General features: G+C 74.4%; 20 protein-coding genes. 10 read left to right on the top strand and 10 right to left on the bottom strand.

Translation table 11 applies throughout. From position 1 onward, the window contains the following. Nucleotide 1: 1 nt before the first annotated feature. The 4 genes from ACWIX3_RS02985 to ACWIX3_RS02970 all read right to left on the bottom strand — a co-directional run bounded on the left by ACWIX3_RS02985 (nt 2) and on the right by ACWIX3_RS02970 (nt 5,096). Nucleotides 2-949 carry a carbohydrate ABC transporter permease gene (locus ACWIX3_RS02985; RefSeq protein ID WP_448610595.1) on the bottom strand — a complete coding sequence of 316 codons (948 nt, stop codon included), beginning with the start codon at nt 947-949 and terminating at the stop codon, nt 2-4. Next, complete coding sequence (locus ACWIX3_RS02980; RefSeq protein ID WP_448610594.1) at nt 949-1,887, bottom strand: carbohydrate ABC transporter permease; 939 nt, start codon at nt 1,885-1,887, stop codon at nt 949-951. The genes ACWIX3_RS02985 and ACWIX3_RS02980 overlap by 1 nt, the downstream gene beginning before the upstream one ends. Nucleotides 1,888-1,901: 14 nt before the next feature. Next, nucleotides 1,902-3,296 (bottom strand): ABC transporter substrate-binding protein, encoded by a 1,395-nt coding sequence (locus tag ACWIX3_RS02975; protein ID WP_448610593.1) that lies wholly within the window; start codon nt 3,294-3,296, stop codon nt 1,902-1,904. A gap of 90 nt (nt 3,297-3,386) precedes the next feature. Next, nucleotides 3,387-5,096 (bottom strand): alpha-glucosidase, encoded by a 1,710-nt coding sequence (locus ACWIX3_RS02970; protein ID WP_448610592.1) that lies wholly within the window; start codon nt 5,094-5,096, stop codon nt 3,387-3,389. 58 nt (nt 5,097-5,154) lie between these two features. On the opposite strand from ACWIX3_RS02970, the gene ACWIX3_RS02965 reads away from it, so the two are divergent. Then, on the top strand, nt 5,155-5,901 hold the full coding sequence (locus ACWIX3_RS02965; RefSeq protein ID WP_448610591.1) for an SDR family oxidoreductase: 747 nt from the start codon (nt 5,155-5,157) through the stop codon (nt 5,899-5,901). Between the two features lie 12 nt (nt 5,902-5,913). Here ACWIX3_RS02965 and ACWIX3_RS02960 read toward each other — a convergent pair whose 3' ends face one another. Further along, entirely contained in the window at nt 5,914-6,303 is a 390-nt protein-coding gene (locus tag ACWIX3_RS02960) for a VOC family protein (RefSeq protein ID WP_448610590.1), read from the bottom strand. A gap of 98 nt (nt 6,304-6,401) precedes the next feature. Between ACWIX3_RS02960 and ACWIX3_RS02955 the strand changes: the two genes are divergently transcribed. Beyond that, nucleotides 6,402-6,779 carry an FKBP-type peptidyl-prolyl cis-trans isomerase gene (locus ACWIX3_RS02955; protein ID WP_448610589.1) on the top strand — a complete coding sequence of 126 codons (378 nt, stop codon included), beginning with the start codon at nt 6,402-6,404 and terminating at the stop codon, nt 6,777-6,779. Between the two features lie 4 nt (nt 6,780-6,783). On the opposite strand, the gene ACWIX3_RS02950 is transcribed toward ACWIX3_RS02955, so the two are convergent. Continuing rightward, nucleotides 6,784-7,173 carry a MerR family transcriptional regulator gene (locus ACWIX3_RS02950; RefSeq protein WP_448610588.1) on the bottom strand — a complete coding sequence of 130 codons (390 nt, stop codon included), beginning with the start codon at nt 7,171-7,173 and terminating at the stop codon, nt 6,784-6,786. 71 nt (nt 7,174-7,244) lie between these two features. Here ACWIX3_RS02950 and ACWIX3_RS02945 point away from each other — a divergent pair, with 71 nt between their 5' ends. Both ACWIX3_RS02945 and ACWIX3_RS02940 read left to right on the top strand, forming a co-directional pair. Further along, entirely contained in the window at nt 7,245-8,483 is a 1,239-nt protein-coding gene (locus ACWIX3_RS02945) for an MFS transporter (protein ID WP_448610587.1), read from the top strand. Beyond that, nucleotides 8,480-9,487 carry a cation diffusion facilitator family transporter gene (locus ACWIX3_RS02940; protein WP_448610586.1) on the top strand — a complete coding sequence of 336 codons (1,008 nt, stop codon included), beginning with the start codon at nt 8,480-8,482 and terminating at the stop codon, nt 9,485-9,487. Before ACWIX3_RS02945 ends, ACWIX3_RS02940 begins: the two co-directional genes overlap by 4 nt. A 211-nt stretch (nt 9,488-9,698) precedes the next feature. Here the strand turns inward: ACWIX3_RS02940 and ACWIX3_RS02935 are convergent, their stop codons facing one another. The 3 genes from ACWIX3_RS02935 to ACWIX3_RS02925 form a co-directional block, all read right to left on the bottom strand. Next, the gene (locus ACWIX3_RS02935; RefSeq protein ID WP_448610585.1) at nt 9,699-10,661 is read right to left on the bottom strand and encodes an NAD(P)H-dependent flavin oxidoreductase; all 963 of its coding nucleotides are present in this window, start codon (nt 10,659-10,661) and stop codon (nt 9,699-9,701) included. Between the two features lie 90 nt (nt 10,662-10,751). Next, the gene (locus ACWIX3_RS02930; RefSeq protein ID WP_448610584.1) at nt 10,752-10,994 is read right to left on the bottom strand and encodes an acyl carrier protein; all 243 of its coding nucleotides are present in this window, start codon (nt 10,992-10,994) and stop codon (nt 10,752-10,754) included. A 90-nt stretch (nt 10,995-11,084) separates the two neighbouring features. After that, nucleotides 11,085-11,348 carry a hypothetical protein gene (locus ACWIX3_RS02925; RefSeq protein WP_448610583.1) on the bottom strand — a complete coding sequence of 88 codons (264 nt, stop codon included), beginning with the start codon at nt 11,346-11,348 and terminating at the stop codon, nt 11,085-11,087. A 74-nt stretch (nt 11,349-11,422) separates the two neighbouring features. On the opposite strand from ACWIX3_RS02925, the gene ACWIX3_RS02920 reads away from it, so the two are divergent. The 6 genes from ACWIX3_RS02920 (at nt 11,423) to ACWIX3_RS02895 (ending at nt 16,975) form a co-directional block, all read left to right on the top strand. Next, the gene (locus ACWIX3_RS02920; RefSeq protein WP_448610582.1) at nt 11,423-11,755 is read left to right on the top strand and encodes an ArsR/SmtB family transcription factor; all 333 of its coding nucleotides are present in this window, start codon (nt 11,423-11,425) and stop codon (nt 11,753-11,755) included. Beyond that, nucleotides 11,752-12,255, top strand: a complete 504-nt coding sequence (locus ACWIX3_RS02915; RefSeq protein WP_448610581.1) for an SRPBCC family protein — start codon at nt 11,752-11,754, stop codon at nt 12,253-12,255. Before ACWIX3_RS02920 ends, ACWIX3_RS02915 begins: the two co-directional genes overlap by 4 nt. 355 nt (nt 12,256-12,610) lie before the next feature. Continuing rightward, nucleotides 12,611-14,425, top strand: a complete 1,815-nt coding sequence (locus tag ACWIX3_RS02910) for a phosphoenolpyruvate carboxykinase (GTP) (RefSeq protein ID WP_448610580.1) — start codon at nt 12,611-12,613, stop codon at nt 14,423-14,425. 224 nt (nt 14,426-14,649) lie between these two features. Next, nucleotides 14,650-15,864, top strand: a complete 1,215-nt coding sequence (locus tag ACWIX3_RS02905) for an MFS transporter (RefSeq protein ID WP_448610579.1) — start codon at nt 14,650-14,652, stop codon at nt 15,862-15,864. Between the two features lie 23 nt (nt 15,865-15,887). After that, a complete protein-coding gene (locus ACWIX3_RS02900; protein WP_448610578.1) occupies nt 15,888-16,292 on the top strand; it encodes a rhodanese-like domain-containing protein in 405 nt (134 codons plus the stop codon). A gap of 41 nt (nt 16,293-16,333) precedes the next feature. After that, complete coding sequence (locus tag ACWIX3_RS02895; RefSeq protein WP_448610577.1) at nt 16,334-16,975, top strand: acVLRF1 family peptidyl-tRNA hydrolase; 642 nt, start codon at nt 16,334-16,336, stop codon at nt 16,973-16,975. A 122-nt stretch (nt 16,976-17,097) separates the two neighbouring features. Here ACWIX3_RS02895 and ACWIX3_RS02890 read toward each other — a convergent pair whose 3' ends face one another. Continuing rightward, on the bottom strand, nt 17,098-18,108 hold the full coding sequence (locus ACWIX3_RS02890) for a zinc-binding dehydrogenase (protein WP_448610576.1): 1,011 nt from the start codon (nt 18,106-18,108) through the stop codon (nt 17,098-17,100). Nucleotides 18,109-18,116: the final 8 nt, after the last annotated feature.

Genomic DNA, 18,116 nt, shown 5'->3' with positions numbered 1-18,116 from the left:
CTCAGCCCTTCTCCGCCCCGGCGGTCAGCCCGCCGGTGAGCAGCTTCTCGGTCGCGAAGAACAGGACGACGATGGGCAGGGTCAGCACCACCGACCCCGCCATCAGCACGGTCGTCGGGATCTCGATGCTGCCGGCGAGCTGGGACAGGCCCAGCGACACCGTCCAGCGCGGCCGGTCCTCGACCAGGAACAGCAGCGCGAACAGGAACTCGTTCCACGCGATCATGAACACGAACAGGGCGTTGGCCAGGATGGCCGGCATCGCCAGCGGCAGGGTGACCCGGCGCAGGACCGTGAACCGGCCCGCGCCGTCGACCGCGGCGGCCTCCTCGATGCTCGCCGGCACCGTCTGGAAGTAGTTGCGGAGCATGTAGATGGCGACCGCGATGGTCTGCGAGACGTACACCAGCACCAGCGCGCCCAACGCGCCGCGCAGGCCGATCCGGGTGAAGAACACGAACAGCGGGACGGCGAGCAGGATGCTGGGGAACAGGTAGACCGCGAGGAACAGCACGCTCACCCGGCGCCGCCCGGGGAACCGCAGGCGGGCGATGGCGTACGCACCGAGTACCGCGAAGGTCAGGGTCACCACCACCGTGCCCAGCGCGATGAGACCGCTGTTGGCCATGAAGCGCCCGAACCCCTGCCCGCCGGACGCGGTCGGTGACAGCACGTTCCGGTACGTGTCGACGGTGAGCTCCGAGATCGCCGGCCACAACCGTCCCGGGGCCTGCAGGAGCGCGCTGAGGTCCCGGAAGGAGAGCAGCACCATGTAGTAGAAGGGGAAGAGGGTGAAGAGCACCAGGAACGCGATCACTCCCCACCGCAGGACGCCGAGCACCCGGGTCTCCACCGTGGTGCGCGACCAGCGCCGCCCCTGCGGGGCGGACGGCGGTCGCGGGGCGGACGTGGCCGGCGAGTCCGCCGGAGCCGTCCCGATGCGGGTCATCAGGCCACCTCGTCCTTGGCCGCGAACCGGTAGTAGACCGTCACGAGCACCAGCAGCACCGCGGAGAGGACCAGGGCCTGCGCCGATGCCGCGCCGATGTCCCCGCGGCTGATCAGGAAGTCGAACACCCGCACGCTGATCACCTCGGTGCCGGCCCCGCCGCCGGTCAGCAGGAAGATGTCGTCGAAGTTGTTGAAGGTCCAGATGAAGCGCAGCAGGGCCAGCACCGCGATCGTCGGCAGCAGCTGGGGCCACACGATGTGCCGGAACACCTGCGTCGGGGTCGCGCCGTCGACCAGCGCGGCCTCCTCCAGCGTGGCCGGCGCCGCCTGCAGGCGCGCGGTGAGGAACAGGAAGGCGAACGGGAACGAGCGCCACATCTCGAAGACGATCACGGTGATCAGCGCGGTGGGTCGCTCGGACAGGAAGGCGATCGGTTCGTCCCAGCCGAGCAGGCCGGTGCCCACCTCGTTCACGATGCCGAACTGCGGGTTGAGCATCACGCCCCACACGAACGTGGCCGCCACGACCGGCGCGACGTAGGGGAGCAGCAGCGACGCCCGGACCAGGCCGCGCCCCCGGAAGGGGCGGCGCAGGGCGAGTGCCGCGGCCAGGCCCAGCCCGATGGACGCCGCCGTCCCCCCGGTCGCGTAGACCAGCGTCGTGGTCAGCGAGCTCCAGAAGCCGGACGAGGAGAACACGTCGACGAAGTTGTCGAACGTGTAGTCGCCCAGCAGCCCGGCCGTGCTCAGCCGGATGAGCCGCAGGTCCTGGAAGGCCAGCACCACCGTCCAGAGGATGGGCAGCACCACGAGCACCAGGACGAGCACGACGGTCGGGGAGATCAGCGCCAGCCCCGTCCGCGCCTCGCGCGCCCGCAGGGTGCCGCGACGGGAGGTGCCCGGCTCCCCTCCTCGGGAACGCGCGCGTGTGGACACCGCGGGACCCATCGTCAGTCCAGCGACGAGGCGATCTCGCGGAGCGCCTCGGACGCCTGCCGCGCCGCCCCGCCCGGGTCGACCTCGCCGCCGGTCATCGCGGCGATCGCCTGCGGGACGGGCAGCTCGCCGAGGGAGGCCCCGACCAGCGCGCCCTGTCCCTGCGGGATCCCCCAGGGGGAGATGGTGTCCGGCGCCTCGCGCACGGCGTCGAGGACCTCGGCCGGGTAGAAGTCGGACAGCGGCGCCTTGGTGTCCACCCCCGCCGGCAGGGTGGCCCAGGCGTCGATGAACCGCGTCGGCTCCTCGGCGGTGCCCTGCCGGGTGGGCACCTTGCCCTCGGGCGAGAAGCCGATCCACTGCTCGTACCCGTCCTCCATCATGTGGGTGACGAAGTCGGCTGCGGCGGCCTGCGCGTCGGCCGTGACGGCCCAGGAGACGATCTCGCCGAACTGCGCCGGCCGGTCGCCGTCGGGCCCCGAGATCGCGGTGACCACACCGCTGTTCCGGGCGAGGAAGGCCGGGTCGGCCGAGCACTCCGGGCAGGTCGGCAGCGCGTCGGCCCGCAGGCCGGCCATCTCGTCGAGGATGAACGACGACCACACGACCATGGCCGACTGCCCGGCGAAGTAGGCCGCCCGGGTCGTGTCGACGTCCTGTGCGCCGGACACCGAGAAGTCCCTGATCAGCTGGTCGTAGAAGCCGAACGAGGCCACGCACGCGTCGCTGTCGAGCACGACCTCGCCCGCGTCGTCCACCAGGTCGCAGCCGTTGCCCAGGGCCAGGTGCTCGAAGGTCTGCTGGGTGAACGCGTCGTTCGGCACGGTGGCCCCGACGAAGCCGGCCCGCTCGGGGGTGTCCAGCGCCTGCGCCGCGGCCAGGATGTCCTCGTAGGTCTGCGGCGCGGCCAGGCCCGCCGCGTCGAAGAGGTCCTTGCGGTACACGAGCAGCTGCGCCCACCCGTCGCTGGGGACGGCGAGCTGCGTGTCGCCGTCCCGGGTCAGCTCCAGCGCGCGCTCGGAGAACGTGTCGGCCCTCAGCCCCTCCACCACGGAGGCGGTCACCTCCGGGTCGACGAGCTCGTTGGTCGCCAGCAGCTGGACGCCGGCCAGCGGCAGGGCGCCGATGACGTCGGGCAGCTCTCCAGCGGCGGCCGAGGAGGTGAGCAGCTGGTTGAACTGGTTCGGGTCGACGGCGACCAGGTCGACCTCGACCCCGCTGCTCGCGGTGAAGGCAGCGGCGATCTCCTCCTGCGCGGCGACGCGGTCGGGGAGGTTCTCCAGGGTCCACACGGTCAGCGGGCCGCCCTCCTCGCCGCCTCCGGAGTCACCGGAACCGCAGGCGCCGAGCAGGGCCGTCGCCCCGACCACCGCCACCGAGACCCGGATCCGTCGCTGCGCTGCCCTCATCCCGCCCCCTCGGAGTCCCCCGGCGCCGCTGCCGGACTCCGGACAGTAGTGGGAAGCGGTGTGACCCGCGTCACGGGCCTGACCAGCGGGTCAGCGCAGCCGCAGCACCCGCGCCTCCCACGGCCGGAGGACGGCGGGGTCGCCGTCGTCGGCCAGGTTCCCGAGCACCGGCTCCGCTCCGACCGCTTGCGGGAGCAACTCGTCCAGCGGGTGCGTCGAGGAGCCGAGGTTGCAGACGACGAGCAGCGCCGCGCCGTCCAGGCTGCGGGTGAAGGCGTACAGCTCGTCGTGGTCGGGCAGCAGCATGGTGAAGTCGCCGAGCGCGACCACCGGGTCGTCGTGCCGCAGTGCGATCAGCCGCCGGTGGTGGGCGAACACCGAGGTGGGGTCGGCCCGCTGGGCCGCGGCGTTCCACTCGGTGTGGTCGGGGTTGACCGCGATCCACGGCGTCCCGGTCGTGAAGCCGGCGTTCGGCGAGGAGTCCCACTGCACCGGGGTCCGCGCGTTGTCCCGGCTCATCGTGCGGAGCGCGGCCAGCACGGTCTCCGGGTCCTCGCCGTGCGCCACCGCCTGTGCGAAGTGGTTGAGCGACTCGACGTCCCGGAGGTCGTCGATGCTGGTGAACGAGGCGTTGGCCATCCCGATCTCCTCGCCCTGGTAGACGTAGGGCGTCCCGCGGTGCATGTGCAGCAGGGTGGCCAGGCAGGTCGCGGAGTCCCGCCGGTGGCGCGGCGAGTCGTCGCCGAAGCGGGAGACCGCGCGCGGCTGGTCGTGGTTGTCCCAGTAGAGGGAGTTCCAGCCGACGTCGGCCAGACCCGCCTGCCAGCGGCCGAAGGACGCCTTGAGGTCGCGCATCCGCAGCGGCCGCGGGCGCCACTTGGACTCGTCGAAGTCCAGGCCGACGTGCTCGAACTGGAACACCATGTCCACCTCGGCCCGCGCCGGGTCGGTGAACAGCCGGGCCTGCTCCACGGTCACGCCGGGCATCTCGCCGACGGTGAGCAGCCGGTCGGACCGCCCGGCGAACACCTCGCGGTGCATCTCCTGCAGGAACTCGTGGATCCGCGGCCCGCACAGGAAGGACGCCGTCCCGTCGCCGTAGGGCAGGCCCGGCAGCGGGGGGCCGTCGCGCAATGAGCCGTCCGGGGCGACGTCCTTGCTGATCATGTTGATGACGTCCATGCGGAAGCCGTCGACGCCGCGGTCGAGCCAGTCCCGCATCATCGCGTACACCGCCTGCCGGACCTCCGGGTTCTCCCAGTTCAGGTCCGGCTGCTCGCGGGCGAACAGGTGCAGGTAGTACTCGCCGCTGGCCTCGTCGAGCTCCCAGGTCGGCCCGGAGAAGTACGAGTGCCAGTTGGTCGGCTCGGCGCCGGGCTGCCCCGCCGTCGTGCCCGCGCGCGGCGGCCGCCACCAGTACCAGTCGCGCTTCGGGGACGTCCGGGACGCCCTGCTCTCCTCGAACCACGGGTGCTGGTCGCTGGTGTGGTTGACCACCAGGTCCATCACCAGCTTCATCCCGCGCTCGTGCAGGGCCGCGATCAGCTCGTCGAGCTGGGCCAGCGAGCCGAACAGCGGGTCGACGTCGGTGTAGTCGCTGATGTCGTAGCCGTTGTCGGCCTGCGGCGAGGGGTAGATGGGCGAGAGCCACACGACGTCGACGCCCAGGTCGGCGAGGTGGTCGAGGCGCTGCAGGATCCCGCCGAGGTCACCGATCCCGTCGCCGTCGGAGTCCTGGAACGAGCGCGGGTAGACCTGGTAGACGACGGCACGGGTCCACCACGGCGGATCGGCGGGCATGCGCCCAGCCCAGCACGGCGTGCGGCGTCGCGCACCCGCTCCGCTACGGTGACCGACCGTGCCTCCTGGTGTGGTGCTCGTGACCGGCGGCAGCCGCGGCATCGGCGCGGCGACCGCGCGCGCAGCGGCCGCGGCCGGGTGGTCGGTCGCCCTGACCTACCGGGACGACGAGCCCGCGGCCGCCGCCGTGGTGACCGGCATCGAGGCCGCCGGCGGGACCGCCTGCGCCGTCCGCGCCGACGTCTCGGTCGAGGACGACGTCCTGGCCGCCTTCGCCGCCGCCGAGGGCCTGGGCCCGGTGACCGGGCTGGTGGCCAACGCCGGCATCGTGGGACAGCGGGCGCGGGTCGACGAGCTGACCGTCGAGCGGGTGCAGCGGATGCTGGCCGTGAACGTGCTCGGCACCGTCCTGTGCTGCCGGGAGGCGGTGCGGCGGATGTCCACCCGCCACGGCGGCGCCGGCGGGTCGGTCGTGCTGGTCTCCTCGGCCGCCAGCCGGCTGGGCTCGCCCGGCGAGTACGTCGACTACGCCGCCAGCAAGGGCGCCGTCGACACCCTCGGCGTCGGGCTGGCCCGCGAGGTCGCCGGGGAGGGGATCCGGGTCAACGTCGTGCGGCCCGGGATCATCGAGACCGAGATCCACGCCAGCGGGGGCCAGCCCGACCGGGTCGCACGGGTGGGACCGACCGTGCCGATGGGCCGGGCCGGCCTGCCCGAGGAGGTCGCGGCCGCCGTCCTGTGGCTGCTCGGCGACGACGCGGGCTACTGCACGGGCAGCCTGCTCGACGTCGCCGGCGGCCGCTGACCGGGTGGGGCCTCAGTCGCCGGGCGGGGTGTGGTGGACCGCCTCGACGTTGTTGCCGTCCGGGTCCCGGAAGAAGACGCCGTAATAGCCGGGGTGGTACTCCGGCCACACGCGCGGCTCGTGCAGCACCTCGGCACCCTGCTCGCGGACCAGGGCGAAGACCTGGTCCACCGCCTCCCGGGAGGGGGCGCGCAGGGCCAGGTGCACCGGGCGCTCGGTGCCCTCCGCCAGCGGGCTCAGCCACAGCTGCGGGTGGCCGTCGGGCCCGCACATCCCCACGACCGGGCCTGCCGGCGTCTCGTACCGCATCGCCTCGCGCAGGCCCACCGGGGCGAACACCGTCGTGTAGAAGGACACCGCCGCCGGGACGTCGGCGACCTGCAACCCCAGGTGGTCGATCACGGCACCGGACCGTAGCCCGCCCGGCGGCCCCGCGGGAGCGCTGTTTGGATGGGACGACCGTCGGGACCCACCCGGCACCGACCTCCCCAGGAGAACCGATGTCCGAGCCCACCCGCCCCGACGTCGAGCCGCCGACCGGCCCCGCTCCCGACGACCTGGTGATCGAGGACATCACCGTCGGTGAGGGCCCCGAGGCGAAGGCCGGTGACCTGGTCAGCGCCCACTACGTCGGCGTCACCCACGACGGCGGCGAGCAGTTCGACGCCTCCTGGGACCGCGGCGACCCGCTCGAGTTCCGGCTCGGCGTCGGCATGGTCATCCAGGGCTGGGACGAGGGCATCCAGGGGATGCGCGTCGGAGGTCGTCGCCGGCTGACCATCCCGGCGCACAAGGCCTACGGCGACCGCGGGGCCGGCGGGGTCATCAAGCCCGGCGCGACGCTGGTCTTCGTCGTCGACCTCGTCGGGGTGCGCTAGCGGGTCAGGCGGCGGGGTCGTCCTCGGCGACGACGCTGACCGTCTCGAGGTACCGGCGGACGGCGTCGCGGCTGCGGGTCAGGCACGCCACGTGCTCCTCGAGCCGGGTCAGCTCGGCTCGCAGCTGCCCCGCGAAGGTGGCGGTGCAGGTCGGTGTCCAGCCGTCGACGGCGGCGCCACCGGCCAGGCCCATGTCGAGGACCGCGCGGACGAAACGGGTCGGGAGGCCGGCGTCGAGCAACCCGCGCACCGCCCGGACGCGCTCGACGTCCGACGGGGTGAAGGAGCGGTACCCGTTGCCGGCACGCTCCGGCACGAGCAGCGCCCGCTCCTCGTAGTAGCGCAGCATCCGGGTGCTGACGCCCGTGCGCTCGGACAGCTCGCCGATCCTCACCCCGCACCTCCCTGCGGTCCCGGTCCTCGTGACTTGACCTTCACACCGGTGTCAAGGTCGAGCATCCGCGCATGGCCTCCTGTGGCACCACCCCGGTCCCCGTCCCCGCAGCGGCGCTCCGCGGCGCCGCGTGCGCACCGCCGCGGTGGACGCTCGCCGCGCTCACCGCGGCCGCGTTCGCCACGGTCACCATCGAGCTCAGCCCGACCGGCCTGCTGCCGGTGATCGCCGCTGACCTCGCGGTGAGCCCCTCGGCGGCGGGGTCCCTCGTGGCCACCTGGGCGGTCACCCTGGCCGCGACCAGCCTCGCGCTGGTGCGGGTCACCCGCCGCCTGCCCCGGGAGCGGGTCCTCGCCGGAGCGCTGCTCGTGTGCGGCGCGGCGACGCTGGCCACCGCCGCGGCGCCGTCGCTGGGCGTCGCCGTCATCGCCCGGGTGGTCGGCGCGGCCGCCCACGGCCTGGTGTGGGCGCTGCTGGTCCCGCACGTCACGGGGCTCGTGCCGCCCGAGCGACTGGGCCGCGCGGTGTCCACGGTGCTGATCGGGCCGACGGCGGCGAGCGTGCTCGGAGTCCCGGTCGCCGCGTCGCTGGGCGGGGTGCTCGGGTGGAGGTGGACGCTCGCGCTCCTGGCCGCGCTGGCCCTGCCGCCGGCGCTGGTGCTGCTCCGCGGCCGCACGGTCCAGCAGGGCGCGGCGGGAACGGCCGCCGGGGCCTGGTGGCGGGACCCGAGCGCGCGGCCGGTCCTGCGGACCGCGGCCGGTACCGCGGCGCTGCTCGCGGGCCACTTCGCGGCGGCCACCTACCTGGCGGTCCTCGTGACCGACGGCGCCGGGCTCCCGGGCGGCGCCGTCCCGGCGGTGCTGTTCGTGTTCGGCGTGGCGGGCGTCCTGGGCCTCGCCGTCGCCGGGCCGCTGTCGGACCGCCGGCCCGCCACTGCGCTGCCCGTCGTCGCGGTCGCCTTCGCCGCAGGGCTCGCGGCGCTGGTGCTGGTCGGGACGCACCCGGCCGTCGCTCTCGCGGTCATCGCCGTCTGGGGCGTGCTCATCGGGCTGCTGCCGCCGGTGTTCCAGACCCGCATGGCGCGGATCGCTGCGCCCGGGATCCGCGACGTCGCCGGCGCGGTCGCGATCACGGCTCTCAACGTGGGCATCGCCGGTGGCGCGGCGCTCGGCGGCCTCGTGCTGGCCCGCTCCGGGCCGACCGGGTTGGTGCTCACGGCGGCTGGTGTGGCTGCGGCCGGTGCCCTGGTGCTCCTGGTGCGGGAGCCGGCGGTTGCGCCGAGCAACGACAGGGCACGGCAGGCGCCATGACCGAGCCGGTACCGATCCGCGACCACGCCCTGGCGGAGGAGGCGAGCGGCGAGTCCGGCGGCGGGGGCGAGTCGACCGGCACCGTCGTCGTCGCCGGGCTGGCCAACCTCGGCATCGCCGTCGCCAAGCTCGTCGGCGGCCTGATGAGCCACTCCTCGGCGATGCTCTCGGAGGCGGCGCACTCGCTGGCCGACACGATCACCGAGGTGCTCCTGTTCGTCGCGCTCAAGCGCGGCACCCGGGCGCCGGACGCGCGCCATCCCGTCGGCTACGGCCGCGAGACCTACTTCTGGGCGCTGCTGGCCTGCCTGGCCACCTTCACCCTCGGCGCGGGCTTCTCCTTCTACCAGGGCGTCACGACCATCGTGGAGGGCGAGGAACAGGGCGACCCGCGGGTGGCCTACGCCGTCCTGGCGGTGTCCTTCGTGCTCGAGGGCACCTCGCTGGTCAAGGCGGTGCGCCAGGTGCGCGGCTCGGCCCGCCGGTGGGGGACGACGCCCCGCCGCTACCTCGCCGCCACCTCGGACACCACGGTCAAGGCGGTGACGTTCGAGGACAGCGCCGCCCTCGTCGGTCTCGTGCTGGCCGCCCTCGGCCTGGCGCTCGAGCAGCTCACCGGCAGCGCCACCTGGGACGGCGTCGCGGCGCTGGCCATCGGCGTCCTGCTGCTGCTGGTCGCCGGGTCGCTGGCGCGGGCCAACGTCTCGCTGCTCATCGGCCGGTCGCTGCCCCGGCGGCTCGAGGACGAGCTGCGCGCCGAGGTCGCCGGCCTGCCCCAGGTCGTCGACGTCCCCGTCCTGCTCACCACCCTGATCGGGCCCGGCCAGGTCATCGTCTCGGCCAAGGTCGACTTCGCCGACGAGGTGACCGTCGCCGACATCGAGCGCGCCTCCGACGAGGCCGAGCGGCGGCTGGTCGCCCGGTACCCCGGCGTGCGCTACGTCTTCCTCGACCCCACGCCCGGGGGCGACCGGGCGCGGGCGGAGGCGCAGCCGCCGGACTGAGGCCGTCCTGCGCGGGGTCGGTGGTGTCCGTGCCGAGCGCGGGCTGCAGGGGGCGGTGGAGGAGCGGCTGCTGCGCGCCCACGTCGAGGAAGGCCGCTCGGTCTTCGACGTCGACCGCAGGTACGGCACCGCCGGCGCCCAGCCCGTCGATCTGCTGCTGCAGGTGCTCGAGCAGGCGTGGGGCCGACGCCCACCCGGTGGCCGCCCGGTCCTAGACGACGAGGTCGGCCGCGGCGCGCAGCGCCCGCTCGGCGTCCGCGGCCAGCTGCCGGACGACGTCGGCCGCGGGCCGCTGGTCGCGGACCAGCCCGACCGACTCCCCGGCGTAGAGGGGGGCGGCGGCGAGGTCGCCGGTGCGGCGGGCCTCGACCACCCGCCGGGCGGCGTCCGGGTCGCGGGCGAGCTCGGCCTCCCGGCCGTGCCACTCGCGGCTGAAGTCGTTGGCCACCGCGCGCCCGGGCCACCGCTCGGGCCAGGCCAGCCCCTGCGCCACGTCGAACGCACGGGTCAGCACGGTGTCCTCGCCCGTGGCCGCGCAGACCCGGGCGCGGGCCGCCGGGGAGTTGAGCGCTTCGGGGCAGGCCAGCAGCGGCGTCCCGATCCACACCCCAGCGGCCCCGGCGACCAGCACCGCGGCCACCCCCGCCCCGGTCGCGACGCCGCCGGCAGCCAGCACCGGGCGGTCGGCCAGGGTCAGCACCTCCTGCAGCAGCGGCAGCGTGGCCCGGTGCCCGGTGTGCCCGCCGGCCTCGGTGCCCTGGGCGACGAGCAGGTCGACGCCGGTCTCCTGCGCGCGCCGGACGTCGTCGGTGGTGTTCACCTGGGCGGCGACGGCGATGCCCGCGTCGTGCAGCCGTTCGGTGGCGGGAGCGGGGTCGCCGAAGGACACCGACACCAGCGCCGGGCCCGCGGCGATCGTGGCGTCGAGCAGCTCGGGGCGCTCGACCAGTGCCCAGGCCATGAGCCCGATGCCGAACGGCAGGCCGTCGTCCGCCGGGATGGCGGCCTGCTCGGCGACGAAGTCGGGTGTCGCGGCGTTGCCGACGCCGATCATCCCCAGGCCCCCGCCGAGGGAGACGGCGCGCGCCAGCGCACCGCCGGCCACACCGGCCATCGGCGCTCCGACGACCGGTGCGGCCAGGTCGAACCTGCGGGTCAGCGGCGTGCGTATCACGCCGCCATCGTGCCTGGTGCCGTTCCTGATCGGCCCCGTCCCGGGCCCCGACCTGAGCCTGCGGAGGTTGGGGAGGACGGGGTCCTCCTCCTACTGCGTCGCGGGGCCGCCCTGCTCGGTCCCGGACAGCTGCCGCAGGAACTCGTGGCAGCGCCGCGCCCGGGCGGAGTCCTGCTCCATGACCTCGCGGAAGAACCCGGCGATGTCCTGCAGACCGGCGTTCTCCGCATCCCGGACGTACTGCCCGTAGTCGTGCCCGGCCTTGAGCGAGTGGTACTGCACGGAGATGAGGTCGTACATGACGTCCTCGAAGCCGGTCTCACCGGTGGCCATCGCGGTCCTCCTCGCTGGGGAACTGTGGGGAGACCGTGGTTCCCGGCCGGCGACGGCCGAAACGGACCAATCCGTCACGCCCGCCCGGTCTCAGGTGTTCGGGGTCTCCGACCACGCTCCGCCGACCACTGGCGGGCCGAATCCCTCGTCCTCGACGAGGGCGGTCCCGGTGACGTCTCCGCCTCCCGCGTCGTCGGCGACGCCCTGTCCGGCGGCGAGCTCGTCCTCGCCGGTGGCCGAGGCGTCGTCCTCGGTGGAGGCGAGGTCTCCCCCCTGCGCGTAGGCGCCGGGGTCGGCCTGCAGCGTGCGGGGGTCGTTCAGGGGGTCGGGGGTGTCGGGGTCGGTCACGCTCATGGACCTCGCTTGCCCGGCCGACCCGCGCGCCAACCCCCTGGCCCATGCGTAACGGATGTGTTACACATCCTCTCGTGGAGGCGCTCGCGGCACTCGCCGACCCGACGCGACGCGAGCTGGTCGCCCTGCTCGCGCGGGGCGAACTGGCCGCCGGGGAGCTCGCCGAGCGGTTCCCGGTGAGCCGCCCGGCGATCAGCCGGCACCTGCGCGTGCTGCGCGAGGCCGGGCTGGTCCGCAGCCGGGTCGAGGGGCGCCGTCGGCTCTACGCGCTCGACCCGCGCCCGCTGCGGGAGCTCGACGACTGGCTGGAGCCCTACCGCGACCTGTGGGCCCAGCGGTTCGACGCACTGGACACCGAGATCGCCCGCGGCCGGCGGGCCCGAGCACAGGAGGAGGACCGTCGATGACGACGCAGGACGAGCGGCTGGGCCAGGTGGACGAGCTGCCGGAGGGGGTGCGGCTGCGGTTCCGCCGCAGCTGGCCCGACCCGATCGAGGACGTCTGGGCCGCGCTCACCGAGCCCGAGCGGACGGCCCGCTGGATCGGCACCTACGAGGGCGAGCGCCGGACCGGGGGGGCCGGCACGTTCACGATGACCCACGAGGACGAGCCGGTCGGCGAGCCCGTGCGGATCGCCGAGTGCGACGCCCCCCGCCGGCTCGTCGTCGAGTGGGCCACCGAGGAGGCCTGGCGGGTCGAGCTCGACCTCTTCGCCGAGGACGGCCGGACGGTCCTGCTCTTCACCCAGCTGTTCCCGGCGGGCACCCAGGTCACCGACTACGTGCTGGGCTGGCACTGGTACCTCGACAAGTTCGACGCCGAGGTCACCGGCCGGCCCGTGCCCGCGCACTGGGACGCCTTCTACGCCGAGGTGGGCCCCGCCTACGGGCGGGCCCCGTCGACCTGACGGCCGGGCGTCAGCGCGCCGAGGGGTCGACGACCCGGACCGCGTCGGGCCGGCTCACGACCCCAGCCGCTGCAGCAGCGGTCGCGAGGTGACCCCGCGCGGCGTCAGCGGGGCGGCTCGGGGGGTGTCGGTGGACCGGGTGAACGCACGGCTCACCAGGGCCTTCCGTCCCGCGAGGTAGACGTCTTATACGTAACATCTCTCACGGTTACAGTTGTCCCGGCCCCGCGTACGCTCTCGGAACCCGGCTCCGTGGTCGGCGCCTCCGGCGTTCCGCGGTCCGGATGACAGCTGAGCAGGACGAGCACCAGCGCCGGCGGCACCCCGACCGGTGTACCCAGAGGATGGAGACGCCGTGACTTCTGTGGCCACCCCCGGTCTCGACAACGCCCCCACCACGCACGCCCGGCTGCTCGCCTGGGTGCGGGAGATGGCCGAGCTGACCACCCCGGACCAGGTCGTGTGGGTGGACGGCAGTGACGAGGAGTGGCAGCGGCTCACCCGGAAGCTGGTCGAGGCCGGCACCTTCACGCGCCTGGAGAAGAAGCCCAACTCGTTCTGGTGCGCCTCCGACCCCAGCGACGTCGCGCGCGTCGAGGACCGCACCTTCATCTGCTCGGTCGACGAGGCCGACGCCGGTCCCACCAACAACTGGATGGACCCGGCCGAGATGAAGTCGATCATGACCGGGCTGTACCGCGGGTGCATGCGCGGCCGGACGATGTACGTCATCCCGTTCTGCATGGGCCCGGTCGAGGCCGAGAACCCGATGTTCGGCGTGGAGCTCACCGACTCGGAGTACGTCGTCGTCTCCATGCGGGTCATGGCCCGCATCGGCAGCCGCGTCCTCGAGGCCATGGGCGAGGACCGGGCGTTCGTGCCGGCCATGCACTCCATCGGCGCCCCCCTGGAGGAGGGCCAGCAGGACGTGCCGTGGCCCTGCAGCGACACGAAGTACATCACCCACTTCCCGGAGGAGCGGACCATCTGGTCCTACGGCTCCGGCTACGGCGGGAACGCCCTGCTCGGCAAGAAGGCCTACTCGCTGCGCATCGCCTCGGTGATGGCGCGTGACGAGGGCTGGCTCGCCGAGCACATGCTGATCCTCAAGCTGACCAGCCCGCAGCAGAAGACCTACTACGTCGCCGCGGCGTTCCCGTCGGCCTGCGGGAAGACCAACCTGGCGATGCTGGAGCCGACCATCCCGGGCTGGAAGGTCGAGACCCTCGGCGACGACATCGCCTGGATGCGCTTCGGCGAGGACGGCCGGCTCTACGCGCTCAACCCCGAGTTCGGCCTCTTCGGCGTCGCCCCGGGTACCGGCTGGGACACCAACCCCAACGCGATGCGCACCATCGAGAAGGGCAACTCGGTGTTCACCAACGTCGCCCTCACCGACGACGGCGACATCTGGTGGGAGGGCATGACCGACGAGCCCCCGGCCCACCTCACCGACTGGAAGGGCCGGGACTGGACGCCGGAGAGCGAGGAGCCCTCCAGCCACGCGAACAGCCGCTTCTGCACCCCGATCACCCAGTGCCCGATCCTGGCGCCGGAGTACGAGGACCCGAAGGGCGTGCCGATCTCGGCGATCCTGTTCGGCGGCCGCCGCAAGACCACGATCCCGCTGGTCACCGAGGCGCGGGACTGGAACCACGGCGTCTTCATGGGCGCCACGCTCTCCTCGGAGACGACCGCCGCGGCCACCGGCGCCGTCGGCGTCGTCCGCCGCGACCCGTTCGCGATGCTGCCCTTCATCGGCTACAACGCCGGCGACTACTTCGGCCACTGGGTCGAGACCGGCAAGCAGCACGATGCGACCAAGCTGCCGCGGATCTTCTACGTGAACTGGTTCCGCCGCGACGAGGACGGCGGCTTCCTGTGGCCGGGCTTCGGTGAGAACAGCCGGGTCCTCAAGTGGGTCGTCGAGCGGCTCGAGGGCACGGCGGCGGCCGAGGAGACCGCGGTCGGCCACGTGCCGACGCCGGACTCGCTGGACATCTCCGGGCTGGACATGACCCGCGAGCAGGTGGAGAAGGCCCTCGCCGTGGACAAGGACGAGTGGCGCGCCGAGATCCCGCAGATCACCGAGTGGTTCGAGAAGTTCGGCGACAAGCTGCCCAGCACCCTCTGGGACGAGCTCGCCATCCTGGAGCACCGGCTGGCGTAGCCGACGGGGTACCGGAGACGGCCGCCCTCCAGGGGCCCGCGCCGGGCTTGCGAGTCGTGGGGAAGGGCGGTCCTCTTCCAACGGCGACCGGCGCGGGCCCTGCGCCGTCCCGGCGGCGCACGCGCCGGGGAGGCCGGGGTGCCACCGGGCCGGGGCCCCACGGGTCGGTTAGCGTGGTTCGTCGTACCGGAGCCCCCTCACCTGAGACGACAGGTCGCCGCCCCGTGCCCAACCCGTACCTGCCCGTGCTCCGCACGCCGCACGCGCTGCCGATGGTGCTGGCCGCCTTCGTCGGCCGCCTGCCGCTGTCGATGGTCGGACTCGGCTCGGTGCTGCTCATCGCCTCGGAGACGGGCAGCTACGGCCTCGGCGGGGCGGTGGCCGCCACCGGTGCCGTGACGACGGCGATCTCCGGCCCGCTGCTCGGGCGCTGGGCCGACACCCACGGCCAGCGACGCACGCTCCTGCCGGTGCTCGCGGTCTTCGTCGCCGCGGGCTGCGTGTTCCTGCCCGCGGTCAAGGGGGACTGGCCGCGCTGGATCCTGTTCGCCTCGGCCGGGCTGGCCGGTGCCTGCATCCCGCCGGTCGCCTCGATGATCCGGGTGCGCTGGACCCACCTGCTGCGCGGCACGCACCGGCTGCCGGCGGCGCTGGCGATGGAGTCGGTGGTCGACGAGTTCGTCTTCATCGTCGGCCCGGTGCTGGTCACGTTCCTCTCCACGACCGGGCACGCCACCTCGGGCGTGGTCACCGCGTTCGTCCTCGCCGTCGTCGGCAGCCTGCTGTTCGCCGCCCAGAAGCGCACCGAGCCGCCGCCGCACGGGCACGCCGCCCGCAGCGGCCCCTCCGCGATCCGCACGCCCGGCCTCCGGGTGCTGTTCGTCGTCGGAGCCGCCGTGGGCACGATCCTCGGCAGTCTGGAGATCGCGCTGGTGGCCTTCGCCGACGAGGCCGGCGCCATGCCGCTGTCCGGCGTGCTCATCGCGGCGCTGGCGCTCGGGTCCATGGCCAGCGGCATCGGCTGGGGGAGCGTGCACTGGCGGCACCCGCTGCGCCACCGGCTGGTCGTCGTCCTCGCCGTGCTGACCGTGCTCAGCCTGCCGCTGGCTCTGGTGCGCGACGTCTGGGTGCTGGTCCCGTTCGTGGTGCTCGCGGGGCTGGCCGTCTCGCCGTCCCTCATCAGCTCGTTCACGCTGGCCGAGGTGCTGGTCCCGCGCTCGGCCACCACCGAGGCGTTCACCTGGATCGGCACCGCGCTCGGCCTCGGGGTGGCCCTCGGCTCCTCGGCGGCCGGCAAGCTGGTCGACACGGCGGGGGCGAGCAGCGCGTTCCTGGTGGCCACCGCCGCAGCCGCGGTCGCCACGGTGGTCGTCGCCGTCACCCAGCGGCTGCTGCACGTGCCCGCCGAGCACGCCGCCGAGCCCGCGATGGCCCGCTGACCGGGGAGGCCAGGATGGAGCCCGTGGACAGCTCGCCCAGCCCCCGCTCCATCGACGAGGTGCTCGAGGAGACGCGCGGCCGCCTGCACCGCCTGGCACCGGCCGAGGCCGCGGCGCGGATGGCCACGGGCGCCCTGCTCGTCGACACCCGTCCGGTCGCCCAGCGCGCGGCCGACGGCGAGGTGCCCGGCGCGCTCGTGGTCGAGCGCAACGTCCTCGAGTGGCGCCTGGACCCGGCCAGCGACGCGCGGCTGCCGGAGGCGACCGGCCACGACGTCGAGGTCATCGTGCTGTGCAACGAGGGCTACGCCTCCAGCCTCGCCGCCGACTCGCTGCGGGCCCTGGGCCTGCACCGCGCCACCGACGTCGTCGGCGGCTACCAGGCCTGGGCCGCGGCCGGCCTGCCCACCACCCGGGACAGCGGCTGACCCGTTCCCGGCCTGCCGCCGGCGGTGGCAGGCAGCTGCGGGTGCCGCCCGAGCGCCTCGGGCGCTGGCTGGACGGCGTCGCCGCCCGGCACGGCACGTTCGATCCCGTCGAACCCGTCGACGGGGGCGTGCGGGTGACCTGCGCGGACCGCACCGAGGTCACCCTGCGGGCGCCGTTCGACTGGCGGCCCGGTCCGGCTGCGACGTCCCCACCCACCCCGCCGGTGCTCACCTCGTTCAGCGCGGCGGTCCGGGTGCCGCACCGCGCCGCCGTCCTCCTGGTCCGCCGCGGGCGGTGGGCGGTCGGGGTGTTCGACGGCACCGACCTGGTGGTCTCCAAGGTCGACGCCCGGCAGGTGCAGGGGCGGACGGCGGCCGGCGGCTGGTCGCAGCAGCGCTTCGCCCGGCGGCGGGCCAACCAGACCGACGCGGTGGTGGGCGCGGCGGTCGAGACCGCCGTCCGGGTCCTGCTGCCGCACGCCGGCGAGGTCGAGGCGCTGTTCACCGGCGGCGACCGCGGCCTGGTGGACGACGTCCTGGCCGATCCGCGGCTGCGGGCGCTGGCCGCGCTGCGCCGAGGCCCGGCCCTGGAGGTCGGCGACCCGACGAAGGCGGTGCTGCTGCGGACGCCGGTGCAGTTCCGCGCGGTCGAGGTGCACATCGTGGAACCGCAGGAACGGTGACACCGCCGTCCTGTTCAGCCGAGGGGAGGCCGCGGCGTGGGGACGCAGCGGCTGGACGGCAGCCGGGGACGGCACCTGGCCGCGGTGTCGCCCGTGGGCCGCGGTGTCACGGCGTCACCGCCTCACGGCTGGAGCACCAGGCGGATGGGGTCGCCCTCCTTGCGCGCGAGCATCTCGACCCCGCGGGCGGCGTCGATGAGCGGCAGCGTGCCCGAGATCGACCGGGACAGGTCCAGCCGGCCGTACCGGACGAGCGACACCAGTTCCTCCACGTGGCCGGGCTCCGAGCCGTAGTGGCCGAGGATCCGCTGGCCGAAGTAGCTGAACTGGGTGCCGTTGCGGATGGCCAGCGGCTGGTCGGTGAGCCCGACGAGGACGAGGGCACCGTCGCGCTCCAGCGTCCGCACCGCCTGCTCGCGGACCGGCGCCACCCCGGCGAAGTCGAAGGCGTACGCCAGCCCGGCACCGCCGGTCAGCTCCCGCACCCGCGCGGCGACGTCGTCCGCCGGGTCCAGGGCGAGGTCGGCGCCGAAGGCCAGCGCCCGTTCCCGGGCGGCCGGCACCGGGTCGACGGCGACGATCGGCGCCGCCCCGGCCAGGCGCAGCAGCTGGACGGCGTGCGCGCCCAGGCCGCCGATGCCCCAGACGCCGACCGGCTGGCCGGCCCGGACGCCGGCGGTGCGCACGATCGAGGCCCACGGCGTGGAGACCGCGTCCGGCACGATGCACGCCTGCTCGAACGGCAGGCCGTCCGGGATGGGCACCAGCGTCGATGCCGTGGCCAGCGCGTACTCGGCCCAGCCGCCGTCGTAGTCGACGCCGCGGGTGTGCACCCAGCCGTCCTTCTCCTCGCCGGCCTGGAGCAGCACCCGCTGCCCCACGGTGGGGCCGGTCACGCCGTCCCCCAGCTCCGCGACGGTGCCGGCCACCTCGTGGCCGAGGGTCACCGCGTCGCCGGCGAGGAACAGCGGGGAGAGCTGGCCCTCGATGAGGTGGACGTCGGACAGGCAGATGCCGGCGGCGGCCACCCGGACGAGCACCTCACCGGGGCCGGGGGAGGGCCGGGGCACCTCCTCGACCGCGAAGGCGCGGGTGCGCACGTCCAACCGTCCGGCGAGCATCGTCTCGGGCATGGACCCTT

Source organism: Geodermatophilus sp. URMC 60 (assembly GCF_053502585.1).
The sequence above is the reverse complement of the archived record's forward strand: the minus strand, read 5'-3'. Positions and strand labels throughout refer to the sequence as shown.

Bases quoted from the DNA above. Each gene is read 5' to 3' on its own strand.
- ACWIX3_RS02930 (WP_448610584.1), bottom strand. From the start codon at position 10,994: ATGGCCACCGGTGAGACCGGCTTCGAGGACGTCATGTACGACCTCATC.
- ACWIX3_RS02940 (WP_448610586.1), top strand. From the start codon at position 8,480: ATGACCGAGCCGGTACCGATCCGCGACCACGCCCTGGCGGAGGAGGCG.
- ACWIX3_RS02975 (WP_448610593.1), bottom strand. From the start codon at position 3,296: ATGAGGGCAGCGCAGCGACGGATCCGGGTCTCGGTGGCGGTGGTCGGG.
- ACWIX3_RS02955 (WP_448610589.1), top strand. From the start codon at position 6,402: ATGTCCGAGCCCACCCGCCCCGACGTCGAGCCGCCGACCGGCCCCGCT.
- ACWIX3_RS02945 (WP_448610587.1), top strand. From the start codon at position 7,245: ATGGCCTCCTGTGGCACCACCCCGGTCCCCGTCCCCGCAGCGGCGCTC.
- ACWIX3_RS02890 (WP_448610576.1), bottom strand. From the start codon at position 18,108: ATGCCCGAGACGATGCTCGCCGGACGGTTGGACGTGCGCACCCGCGCC.
- ACWIX3_RS02970 (WP_448610592.1), bottom strand. From the start codon at position 5,096: ATGCCCGCCGATCCGCCGTGGTGGACCCGTGCCGTCGTCTACCAGGTC.
- ACWIX3_RS02915 (WP_448610581.1), top strand. From the start codon at position 11,752: ATGACGACGCAGGACGAGCGGCTGGGCCAGGTGGACGAGCTGCCGGAG.
- ACWIX3_RS02985 (WP_448610595.1), bottom strand. From the start codon at position 949: ATGACCCGCATCGGGACGGCTCCGGCGGACTCGCCGGCCACGTCCGCC.
- ACWIX3_RS02925 (WP_448610583.1), bottom strand. From the start codon at position 11,348: ATGAGCGTGACCGACCCCGACACCCCCGACCCCCTGAACGACCCCCGC.